The sequence below is a fragment of the Pseudomonas sp. GW-45 genome (assembly GCF_056896675.1).
The window spans coordinates 2,592,806-2,604,302 of sequence record NZ_CM167674.1 but is presented as its reverse complement, the minus strand read 5'-3'; the positions used below and the strand labels follow the sequence as shown (position 1 = coordinate 2,604,302).

The window sequence follows — 11,497 nt, the reverse complement described above, 5'->3', positions numbered from 1 at the left end:
TTGGCAGTGAGTGGCTACTGCTATTGAAAGGATTCTTCGCTGCGGCGGGTGAGGATTTCATAGCCGTCTGCGGTAACCAGAATGGTGTGCTCCCACTGCGCCGACAACTTGCGGTCCTTCGTTATCGCGGTCCAGTTGTCGCCGAGTAGGCGAGTTTCTGCACGGCCCTGATTGATCATCGGCTCAATGGTGAAGGTCATGCCTTCCTTCAGCTCCATGCCTGTGCCGGCGCGGCCATAATGCAGTACTTGTGGGTCTTCGTGAAATACCTTGCCGATACCGTGGCCGCAGTACTCGCGTACCACGCTGTAATGGTTGGCATGGGCGTGATCTTGAATGATCTGACCAATGTCACCCAGGCGAGCGCCAGGACGTACTACCGAGATGCCTTTATACATGCACTCCTGAGTTACCCGTGCCAGCCGCTCAACCCACTCTGGAGCCTCGCCGACGATGAACATCTTGCTGGTATCGCCGTGGTAGCCGTCTTTGATGACGGTAACGTCAATATTCAGCGCGTCGCCATTTTTAAGCTGCTTCTCGTTCGGGATGCCATGGCAGACCACGTGATTGATTGAAGTGCAGATCGATTTTGGGAAGGGCATACGGTCCGGCGCGCCGCCATAGTTCAGTGGGGCAGGAATGGCTTGTTGCACGTTGACTATATAGTCGTGGCAGATACGGTCGAGCTCTTCAGTAGCAACGCCAGGTTTAACGTGCTCACCAATCATCTCCAATACTTCAGCCGCCAGGCGTCCGGCAATGCGCATGCCTGCGATGTCTTCCGGTGTCTTGATGGATACGGTCATGACAGGTTTCTCTTGGTTGAACGCCAGCAGGCGAAAGTGACAAACCCCGCATTCTATCAGACCTCGACGCGCCTGTTGAGACAGCGTGCAATGCGGGCGGAGGTAAGCAGAACTTTATTCATTTGCTTATATATGGTATAAAGCGCCGCGCCTGAGCAAACACCCGGTTTTCGGGGCTTATGTTTATGACTCAGGTGAACCTTAAATCCGCACACGTATCGACACGGTGTCCTGGGTGCCCTTAGGGGTTGGACATTGGGATGCGTGGAGGCCCAACCCGATTTATTATGGAGTTATCATGACCCAAGTTTCTATGCGCGACATGCTGAAGGCCGGTGCGCACTTTGGCCACCAGACCCGTTACTGGAACCCGAAAATGGGCAAGTTCATTTTCGGCGCTCGTAACAAGATCCACATCATTAACCTTGAAAAAACCATGCCGATGTTCCACGACGCTCTGAGCTTCGTTGAGAAACTGGCCTCTGGCAAGAACAAGGTTCTGTTCGTAGGCACCAAGCGCGCTGCCAGCAAAATTATTGCTGAAGAAGCTAGCCGCGCCGGTCAGCCTTATGTTGATCACCGCTGGTTGGGCGGCATGCTCACCAACTACAAAACCATCCGTCAGTCTATCAAGCGTCTGCGCGACCTGGAAATTCAAGCTCAGGACGGCACCTTCACCAAGCTGACCAAGAAAGAAGCGCTGATGCGCACTCGTGATCTGGAAAAGCTGGATCGCGGTCTGGGTGGTATCAAAGACATGGGCGGCCTGCCTGACGCCCTGTTCGTGATCGACGTTGAGCACGAGCGCATTGCTATCACTGAAGCCAACAAGCTGGGTATTCCGGTTATCGGCATCGTCGATACCAACAGCAGCCCTGATGGCATTGATTATGTTATTCCTGGCAACGACGACGCTATCCGCGCCATCAAGCTGTACGCGGCGGCTGTTGCTGACGCAGTTCTGCGCGGCAAGAACGTCAATGGTGGCGCTGATGAGTTTGTTGAAGAAGCTGCTCCAGAAGCCTCCGAAGGCTAAGGTGCAGTCGGCTAGCTTTACGCCGTAAAAAAGGGGGCTATGCCCCCTTTTTGCAATGTTTTGAAAGCAATATGATCCGGCGGCTCTGTCCATTCCTTCGAGCTGCCAACAGTTAAAGTAATCTAGAGGATTATTTCATGTCACAGATTTCTGCAGCCATGGTCAAAGAACTGCGCGAGCGCACCGGCCAAGGCATGATGGAGTGCAAAAAAGCACTGGTTGCCGCTGAAGGCGACATCGAAAAAGCAATTGATGATATGCGTGCTTCTGGCGCGATCAAAGCTGCCAAGAAAGCGGGCAATATCGCTGCTGAAGGCGCTATCGCCGCTAAGGTCTCCGATGACAAGAAGTCTGCTGTCATCATCGAAATCAACTCTCAAACTGACTTCCTTGCTCTGCAGGAAGACTTTAAGGGTTTCGTTGCTGCCAGTCTGAATAAGGCGTTTGATGCGGGTTATACCGACGCTGCTCCGCTGATTGCTGAGCAAGAGTCTGATCGCGAAGCGCTGATCGCCAAGACCGGTGAGAATGTCAATATTCGTCGCCTGACCCGTGTTGAAGGTGATGTTGTTGGTTCTTACCTGCACGGTCACCGCATCGGTGTTGTCGTTACTCTGAAAGGCGGAAACGAAGAGTTGGCACGTGATATCGCTATGCACGTTGCCGCTAGCAATCCGCAGTTCCTCGATCCTTCCCAGGTATCTGACGAAGCCATTGCCAAGGAAAAAGAAATCTTCCTGGCGCTGAACGCAGACAAGATCGCCGGCAAGCCCGAGAACATTGTTGAGAACATGGTCAAAGGCCGTCTCAATAAGTTTCTGGCGGAAGGTAGCTTGATTGAGCAAGCCTTCATCAAGGATCCGGATATCAAGGTCGGTGAGCTGGCCAAGAAAGCCGGTGCAGAAGTGGTTTCGTTCGTGCGTTATGAAGTGGGCGAGGGCATCGAGCGTGCTGAAGTCGATTTCGCTGGTGAGGTGGCTGCACAGCTGGCCGCTGCCAAGCAATAAGTAGGATATAGTGCACTTTGACCAGTGCACCGCAGCAACTTTAGGTTGCTGCGAATAGGTTGACCGAAGAGGCTTCCCGCGCAGGCGTGAGGCCTCTTTTTCAAGAAATACTGAACAAGTGCCCGCCATCGTGGTCTGGTGGAACTCGTTGAGTATTTCTCCATTCCAGCGCAGGAGAGTCAAGCATGGCCCAGGTGCCCAGCAGCCGCCAACCCAAGTATAAACGCATCCTTCTCAAACTCAGCGGCGAAGCCCTGATGGGGACCGAGGGCTTCGGCATCGACCCCAAGGTGCTTGACCGCATGTCGCTGGAAATCGGTCAGTTGATCGGTATTGGCGTCCAGATCGGATTGGTGATCGGTGGCGGCAATCTATTTCGTGGCGCTGCTCTGCACAGTGCGGGCATGGACCGGGTCACCGGTGATCATATGGGTATGCTGGCTACCGTGATGAACAGCTTGGCAATGCGTGATTCGCTCGAACGCTCCAATATTCAAACGCGGGTGATGTCGGCGATCACCATGGAAGGCGTAACCGAGCACTATGATCGTCGCAAGGCAATGCGCTACCTCGCTGGGGGTGACGTGGTAATATTCTCTGCCGGTACCGGCAACCCTTTCTTCACTACCGATACTGCAGCTTGTCTGCGTGGTATTGAGGTTGATGCTGATCTGGTGCTCAAGGCGACCAAGGTTGACGGCGTATATAATGCCGACCCGATGAAAGATCCAAACGCCGAGCGTTTCGACAGCCTGACCTATGATCAGGTGCTGGATCTGAAGCTGGAAGTAATGGATCTGACCGCGATCTGTCTGATTCGCGACCACAAGATGCCTTTGCGGGTGTTTAACATGAACAAGCCAGGGGCGTTGCTGAATGCGGTAGTGGGCAGCGCCGAAGGAACACTGATTGAGGGTTGAGAAATGATCAACGCAATTAAGAAGGACACGCAGGACCGCATGGGCAAGTCGGTAGAGTCGCTGGGCACTGCTTTTGCCAAGATCCGTACTGGTCGCGCCCATCCGAGTATTCTGGACAGCGTCATGGTCAATTGTTACGGCGCTGACACCCCTCTACGCCAGGTTGCCAACGTGAATGTCGAAGACTCGCGCACCTTGGCGTTGAGCGTTTTTGATCGTAGTCTGATTCAAGCGGTAGAAAAAGCCATCATGACCTCTGATTTGGGTCTGAATCCGGCCACTGCAGGTACTACTATCCGCGTGCCAATGCCCGCGTTGACTGAGGAGACCCGTAAGGGTTACACCAAGCAAGCGCGCTCTGAGGCAGAAAATGCCCGAGTTGCTGTGCGCAACATCCGTCGCGACGCCTTGGGCCAGTTGAAGGATTTGCAAAAAGACAAAGAAATCAGTGAAGACGACGAGCGTCGCGCCGCTGACGACGTACAGAAATTGACTGATAAGTTTATTGCCGAAATCGATAAATCATTGGCGGCCAAAGAAACGGATTTGATGGCTATTTGATGGTTATCGGTTGCGCGAGTCTGGCATGAATAATAAGAGTAGCAGCGGCACTCAAGCCACAGCACCCCAACACGTTGCCATCATCATGGATGGCAACAACCGCTGGGCGCGCAAGCGGTTTTTGCCGGGTGTTGCTGGGCACAAGGCCGGTGTTGATGCGGTCAAAGCAATGATCGAGGTGTGCATCGAAGAGGGTGTCGAGGTGCTCACCTTGTTTGCGTTCTCCAGTGAAAACTGGCGACGCCCTGAAGACGAAGTGGGTGCGCTCATGGAGTTGTTTTTAGGTGCGCTGCGCCGTGAGGTACGCAAGCTGCGAGAAAATGGTGTGCGCTTGCAGATCATTGGTGACCGCAGCCGCTTTGCTCCCGAGTTGCAACAGGCGATGGCCAAGGCTGAGGAAACCACCGCAGGCGGGCAGCGCTTGACGCTGGCCATCGCGGCCAATTACGGCGGCCAATGGGATATCACTCAGGCCGTGCGTCAGCTCGCTGCCGAGGTGGCGACGGGCGGGCGCGATGCGTCGGGCATCACCGAGCAGGATATTGAAGCACGCTTAACCACGGCTAACTTGCCACCCCCTGATCTCTGTATCCGTACCGGTGGTGAGAAGCGCATCAGCAATTTTTTGTTGTGGCAGTTTGCTTACACCGAGTTCTATTTTTCCGATTTATACTGGCCGGACTTCAAGCAGGATGCCCTGCGTGATGCCTTGGCTGATTTTTCCTGCAGACAGCGCCGCTTCGGCAAGACTAGCGAACAGGTAGCAGCGGAGTCCTGATGCTCAAACAACGGGTTATAACAGCTGTCATTCTGGCGCCTCTGGCGGTCGCCGGATTTGTTTTACTGCAGGGTGCCTGGTTTGCATTCTTCATTGGTGCGGTGGTGGCCTTGGGTGCCTGGGAGTGGGCGCGTTTGTGCGGCGAGACCCGCCAAAGTGGCCGGATCATATATGCGCTGACCTTGGGTCTGTTCATGATAGGTCTATATCGTGACCAGTGGTCCGTCATCTATTACGTGGCACCCGCACTGCTGTGGTGGATTTTCGCCAGCGTGATGGTGGTGCGCTACCCCGCGGGCAGTGGTGTCTGGAAAGGCAGTTTTGTACGCCAGTTGTTTGGTTTGTTGATATTGCTGCCAGCCTGGGCGGGGTTGGTTTGGTTGCGAGCACAAGAATTTGGGCTGTGGCTAATCTTCTCTCTGCTTATTCTGGTTTGGGCTGCCGATATAGGCGCCTACTTTGCCGGCAAGACCTTTGGCCGCACTAAGTTGATGCCCAATGTTAGTCCAGGAAAAACACGTGAAGGCTTGCTGGGTGGTTTGGTGGTGAGCGAGCTACTGGCATTGGCAGCCATGTTTTATCTCGGTTGGGGTCCCGTCGCTATTTTACTCGGTGCCTTCGGTGCGGCCTTGGTTGTGCTGGTATCGGTGATCGGGGATTTGACAGAAAGCTTGTTCAAGCGCGAAGCCGGCCTTAAAGACAGTAGTAATCTGTTGCCGGGTCATGGTGGTGTGCTTGATCGGATAGATAGTCTGACTGCAGCTATTCCCATATTTGTTGCTTGCTGGCTGCTGCTCGGGAGCTATCTGGCGTGACCGTTTCGCGGGTTACCGTACTCGGCGCGACAGGATCAGTAGGGGTAAGCACGCTGGATGTGATTGCTCGCCATCCGGGTGAGTATGTTGTGCATGCGCTGACCGGTCACAGCCGTATGGATGTACTGGAAGAACAGTGCTTGTTGCATAGACCGGTTTACGCAGTAGTGGCAGACGCTGTGCAAGCGAGCGCTTTACAGGCGCGCCTGCATGACCAAGGGGTAGACACTCGAGTTCGTCATGGTGCCGAGGCATTGGCAGAGGTATCAGCGGACGCGAGTGTTGATGTGGTCATGGCGGCGATTGTCGGTGCCGCTGGGTTACGTCCTACGCTCGCAGCAGTGCAGGCAGGCAAGCGGGTGTTGTTGGCCAACAAAGAAGCGCTGGTGATGTCTGGCGCGCTGTTTATGCAGGCAGTGCGCGATTCAGGGGCTCAGGTGCTCCCTATCGACAGCGAGCACAATGCCATATTTCAGTGTATGCCACACAACTACGCAGCGGGTCTGGCGCAGGTAGGGGTGAGGCGTATTTTGCTGACGGCCTCGGGTGGCCCTTTCCGCGAGTTTAGCGTCGAGCAGCTGGCCAGCGTTACGCCGGCCCAAGCGTGTGCCCATCCCAATTGGTCGATGGGGCAAAAGATCTCGGTTGACTCTGCCAGCATGATGAACAAAGGCTTGGAGCTGATTGAGGCTTGCTGGTTATTTGATGCGCGGCCGGATCAGATCGAAGTAGTGATACATCCGCAAAGTGTGGTGCATTCGCTAGTTGATTACGTGGACGGCTCAGTGCTGGCACAGCTTGGCAATCCTGATATGCGCACCCCCATTGCACATGCGCTGGCATGGCCAAAGCGGATCGACTCTGGGGTCAGTGCGCTGGACCTGCTATCTATTGCACGTTTGGATTTCCAGGCACCGGATGATCTTCGCTTCCCGTGTTTGAAGCTGGCCCGTCAGGCCGTGACCGTGGGTGGTACAGCCTGTGCTATTTTGAATGCCGCAAACGAAGTGGCGGTGGCGTCCTTTCTGTCAGCGCGTATGGGGTTTACCGATATCCCTGTTATGATTGAGCACGTATTGAGCGTGATGCCCAGCGAGAGCGTCCAGGATTTAGACCATATTATGCTGGCTGATCGAGTGGCACGTGAGCACGCAGAAAAATGGCTCGCTCAACGTAGCTGATGCGCGGTTATTGATCACGCCCTGAATTCAACTGAGGTCCTGCTGAATGGAATTGCTGTTTACCCTGCTGGCTACCGTAGTTGCCTTGGGCTTGCTGGTCACCATTCATGAGTATGGCCATTTCTGGGTCGCACGTCGTTGCGGCGTCAAAGTGCTGCGCTTTTCGATTGGTTTTGGTCCTGCACTTTACACCTGGCATGATCGGCGGGGCACTGAATATGCCATTGCTGCTATCCCGCTCGGTGGCTACGTCAAAATGCTCGATGAGCGCGAAGAGCCGGTGTCTGCTGACGAGTTGGATCAAGCTTTTAACCGCAAATCCATAGGTCAGCGCATAGCCATAGTGGCAGCCGGACCGATAGCCAACTTCCTGCTGGCAATTGCGGCATTCTGGCTAATAGCCGTGCTAGGAGTGACTACGGTCGTTCCCGTGCTTGGGCCTATCGAAGCGGACACCGCAGCGGCGCGCGCCGGGTTGCATGAGAATTTAGAGTTGTTAGCTATTGACGGTCAGTCAACGCCTAGCTGGCATGATGTCAATCTGCAACTGATTCGCCGGCTTGGCGAGACCGGTGTGCTAGAAGTAGAGGCGCGTGAGCGCCCTGACGGTAGCGCGCAGACATATTCTGTTCAACTTGATAGCTGGCTCAAGGGGGCGGAGGAGCCGGACCCACTGACAGCGCTGGGTATGACCAGCTGGCAGCCGCAGGTAGCGCCGCGCATTGGGCAAGTTCAGCCCGAAGGCGCCGCCGCTAGTGCGGGTCTGCAGCCAGGCGACCTAATTGTGGCAGTTAATGGTGAGCCGGTTACTGATTGGGTGAGCGAGGTGGTACCCGCTATTCAGGCCAGCCCGCAAAAATCGCTGCAACTCAGTATTGAGCGCGATGCACAACAGTTGGAACTTACCTTAACGCCTGCGGCCAAAGCGCAGAATGATCTTGTGGTGGGTTATATCGGCGCAGGAGTGGATGCATTCGAGTGGCCAGCGGATATGGTTCGTGAGATCCATCATAATCCTTTGATGGCAGTGCCGGTGGCGCTGCAAAAAACCTGGGGCATGACGGCGCTGACGCTGGACTCGCTGAAAAAAATGCTTACCGGGTTAGTCTCGGCAAAAAACTTGAGTGGCCCGATAACCATTGCTAAAGTGGCGGGCGCTTCAGCTAAGTCGGGGCTAGAGAGCTTTCTGAGCTTCATCGCGTATCTAAGTATCAGCTTGGGCGTATTGAATTTGTTACCGGTGCCGGTGCTTGATGGCGGGCATCTGGTGTATTACATCGCCGAGTGGGTCAGGGGCAAGCCGCTGTCCGAGCGTATACAAACTTGGGGTTTGCAGATTGGTCTTAGCCTGATCGTAGGGGTTATGCTGTTTGCCATCTATAACGATATCAGCCGCCTCGGCAGCTGATTGACCGCACGATTGACTGAACACGAGCTGCTTTTAACGGCAGTACGATTTTAACCAGCTATTCAGAACGGAATTCATGAAACGTTACCTATTGCCTGCGCTTCTTCTGATACTTCTGGCGCCGGGCGCTTTCGCCGACGCCTTCCAGATCTCCGATATCCGCGTCAATGGGTTGCAACGGGTCTCCGCGGGCAGCGTGTTTGGTGCGCTGCCGTTGAACATTGGCGATCAGGTTGATGATCAGGAGTTGGTGGAAGCGACGCGTGCGCTTTTCCGTACCGGCTTCTTTCAAGATATTCAGCTCGGCCGTGATGACGATGTGTTGGTTATCAATGTGGTCGAGCGGCCGTCTATCTCATCCATCGAGCTGGAAGGTAACAAGGCGATCAAGAGTGAAGACCTGCTCAAAGGTTTGAGTGCCGCGGGTCTATCCGAAGGCGAGATATTCCAGCGTGCGACACTGGAAGGCGTACGTAACGAATTGCTGCGCCAATATGTGTCTCAGGGCCGTTACTCAGCTGATATTGAAACCCAAGTGATTCCAGAGCCGCGTAACCGTGTGGCGCTGAAGATTGTCGTAGATGAAGGCTCGATTGCCTCCATCGCGCATATCAATGTGGTGGGTAATACCATCTATGAAACTGAAGATCTGGTTGATCTGTTTGAACTTAAAACGGGCGGTTGGCTGTCTTTCCTACGCAGTGACGACAAGTACTCGCGTGAGAAGTTAGCGGGTGACCTTGAACGTCTTCGTTCCTACTACCTCGACCGTGGTTACATCAACATGGATGTCGCCTCAACTCAGGTCTCGATTACGCCCGATAAAAAGCATGTTTATATCACCGTAAACATCAACGAAGGCGATCGCTACACCATCCGTGATGTGAATCTTTCTGGCGACTTAGTAGTGGGCGAGGCTGAGGTTAAGCGCCTGATGCTGATTGAGCCGCAGCAGGTTTTTTCCCGTCAGGTAATGACCTCGACCTCGGATCTGATCAGTCGCCGATTGGGTAACGAGGGCTACACCTTCGCTAACGTCAACGGCATCCCGGAAATTCATGAAGACGATAAGACGGTCTCGGTTACTTTTTATGTCGACCCGGGCAAGCGTGCTTACGTCAATCGCGTCAACTTCCGCGGCAACACCAAGACCGATGACCAGGTACTGCGTCGCGAAATGCGTCAGATGGAAGCCGGTTGGGCCTCTACCTATCTGATTGATGAGTCCAAAACGCGCTTGGAACGTCTGGGTTACTTCAAAGAGGTTAACGTCGAAACAGTTCCCGTGCCGGGCGCGGAAGATATGGTTGACGTCAACTACTCAGTTGAAGAACAGCCCTCTGGTTCGGTTACCGCAAGCCTAGGTTTCTCGCAGAGCTCGGGCATCATTCTTGGCGGTTCGATTAGTCAGAATAACTTTTTTGGTACCGGTAATCGTGTGAGCATTGGCGCCAATCGTTCCGATTACCAGACGTCCGTGTCCTATGGCTTTATGGATCCGTACTTCACCGTTGATGGCATAAGCCTGGGCTACAACGCGTTCTACCGCACCACCGACTATGATGAGCTGAACGTCGACATTTCCAGCTATGCGGTCGACTCCTTCGGTGGTGGTGTGAACCTGGGTTATCCGATCAGCGATAACTCGCGAGTGTCCTTCGGCCTGAGCGCGCAGCGCGACGAGTTGAAAACGGGTACTTATACAGTGCAGGAAATCGTTGATTTCATTGATACTCAGGGCGATAGCTTTACCAATTTCTTTTTCAACAGCTCCTGGTCGCAAAACACGCTGAACCGCGGCGTTTTCCCTGATCGGGGTTCCTCGCAGAATCTCGGTTTTGATATCTCCATTCCGGGTAGTGATCTGAGCTTTTACACGCTGGACTATCGCGCACAACGCTTCTTTGCCATGAGCGATGACCTGACGCTACGACTGCACACTGACCTCGGTTTCGGTAAAGGCTTCGGCTCTACTGATCAAATGCCCTTTTATGAGCATTATTATGCCGGTGGTATTGGCTCGGTACGTGGCTATGAAGACAGTACCCTGGGGCCAAAAAGTACACCCGCGAGTTTAGACCCAGATCAAGATCAACTGCCCTTCGGCGGGAACATCAAAATCACTGGTGGTGCTGAGGTTATTTTCCCTGCACCATTTGTGAAGGATCAACGTTCTCTGCGTACGGTGCTATTCCTGGATGTGGGTAACGTTTACGATACCTACTGTTCCAATACCACGCTGATCAATGGCGAAGACAATCCGGGCTGTGGCGACGTCGAGCTTGCTGACCTGCGCTACAGTGTTGGTGTCGGTCTGTCTTGGTTGACCGCTTTGGGTCCACTGGGTTTCAGCTTGGGTATGCCACTGAACAGCCAGTCCGAGGATGATACGCAGGTGTTCCAGTTCACTCTGGGTCAGACGTTCTGATCTCAGAAAATCAACGATGTGCAATCGGGAGTATGAGAGTGGGTAAGTTTATTCGCGTGACAGTATTGTCGCTGCTGGCACTGGTCAGTTTTGAAGCCGCTGCCGAAATGAAGATTGCAGTTCTGGATTATCAGATGGCTCTGCTTGAGTCGGATGCAGCCAAGAAGTACTCCGTTGATGCAGAAAAGAAATTTGGTGCTCAGCTACAGCGTCTGAAGAACCTTGAAGCTGAAGCCAAGCGCCTGCAAGAGCGCTTGCAGCGCGACGGCACGCAGCTTGTTCAGAGTGAGCGTGAAAAGCTGGAGCTTGAGTTCCGCCAGAAGGCTCGCGAGTTCCAGGTTCAGTCCAAGGAATTGAACGAAGCCAAAGCGATGTCTGACCGCCAAATGCTTGAGGCTCTCAAGCCTAAGCTGGACTCAGCGGTAGAAACCATCCTTAAAAGCGGTGGCTATGATCTGGTGCTGGACCGTGGCGGTGTGGTTGAAGTTAAGCCAGAATTCGACATTACTCGTCAGGTTATCGAACGCCTGAATAGCAGTCGCTGAAGTATTGCC

11 protein-coding genes are annotated in these 11,497 nt (G+C 54.0%); 10 read left to right on the top strand and 1 reads right to left on the bottom strand.

Annotated features, from left to right (window positions below; all coding sequences use genetic code 11):
* Nucleotides 1–20: 20 nt before the first annotated feature.
* Entirely contained in the window at nt 21–809 is a 789-nt protein-coding gene (gene map / locus AC1XYH_RS11950) for a type I methionyl aminopeptidase (protein WP_483323396.1), read from the bottom strand.
* Nucleotides 810–1,107: 298 nt separating this feature from the next.
* Here map and rpsB point away from each other — a divergent pair, with 298 nt between their 5' ends.
* The 10 genes from rpsB (at nt 1,108) to AC1XYH_RS11900 (ending at nt 11,488) form a co-directional block, all read left to right on the top strand.
* The gene (rpsB, locus tag AC1XYH_RS11945; RefSeq protein ID WP_483323395.1) at nt 1,108–1,845 is read left to right on the top strand and encodes a 30S ribosomal protein S2; all 738 of its coding nucleotides are present in this window, start codon (nt 1,108–1,110) and stop codon (nt 1,843–1,845) included.
* A 137-nt stretch (nt 1,846–1,982) separates the two neighbouring features.
* Nucleotides 1,983–2,852, top strand: a complete 870-nt coding sequence (gene tsf, locus AC1XYH_RS11940; RefSeq protein WP_483323394.1) for a translation elongation factor Ts — start codon at nt 1,983–1,985, stop codon at nt 2,850–2,852.
* Between the two features lie 185 nt (nt 2,853–3,037).
* Complete coding sequence (gene pyrH, locus AC1XYH_RS11935) at nt 3,038–3,772, top strand: UMP kinase (RefSeq protein WP_483323393.1); 735 nt, start codon at nt 3,038–3,040, stop codon at nt 3,770–3,772.
* A gap of 3 nt (nt 3,773–3,775) precedes the next feature.
* A complete protein-coding gene (gene frr / locus AC1XYH_RS11930) occupies nt 3,776–4,333 on the top strand; it encodes a ribosome recycling factor (protein WP_483323392.1) in 558 nt (185 codons plus the stop codon).
* Nucleotides 4,334–4,358: 25 nt separating this feature from the next.
* Nucleotides 4,359–5,111 (top strand): polyprenyl diphosphate synthase, encoded by a 753-nt coding sequence (gene uppS, locus AC1XYH_RS11925; protein WP_483323391.1) that lies wholly within the window; start codon nt 4,359–4,361, stop codon nt 5,109–5,111.
* The gene (locus AC1XYH_RS11920; protein WP_483323390.1) at nt 5,111–5,926 is read left to right on the top strand and encodes a phosphatidate cytidylyltransferase; all 816 of its coding nucleotides are present in this window, start codon (nt 5,111–5,113) and stop codon (nt 5,924–5,926) included. Before uppS ends, AC1XYH_RS11920 begins: the two co-directional genes overlap by 1 nt.
* Nucleotides 5,923–7,107, top strand: a complete 1,185-nt coding sequence (gene ispC, locus AC1XYH_RS11915; protein WP_483323389.1) for a 1-deoxy-D-xylulose-5-phosphate reductoisomerase — start codon at nt 5,923–5,925, stop codon at nt 7,105–7,107. Before AC1XYH_RS11920 ends, ispC begins: the two co-directional genes overlap by 4 nt.
* Before the next feature lie 46 nt (nt 7,108–7,153).
* Nucleotides 7,154–8,515: a sigma E protease regulator RseP gene (gene rseP / locus AC1XYH_RS11910; RefSeq protein ID WP_483323388.1), complete on the top strand. Its 1,362-nt coding sequence runs from the start codon at nt 7,154–7,156 to the stop codon at nt 8,513–8,515.
* Between the two features lie 76 nt (nt 8,516–8,591).
* Nucleotides 8,592–10,943 (top strand): outer membrane protein assembly factor BamA, encoded by a 2,352-nt coding sequence (bamA, locus tag AC1XYH_RS11905; RefSeq protein ID WP_483323387.1) that lies wholly within the window; start codon nt 8,592–8,594, stop codon nt 10,941–10,943.
* Between the two features lie 107 nt (nt 10,944–11,050).
* On the top strand, nt 11,051–11,488 hold the full coding sequence (locus tag AC1XYH_RS11900; RefSeq protein ID WP_483326373.1) for an OmpH family outer membrane protein: 438 nt from the start codon (nt 11,051–11,053) through the stop codon (nt 11,486–11,488).
* Nucleotides 11,489–11,497 lie beyond the last annotated feature (9 nt).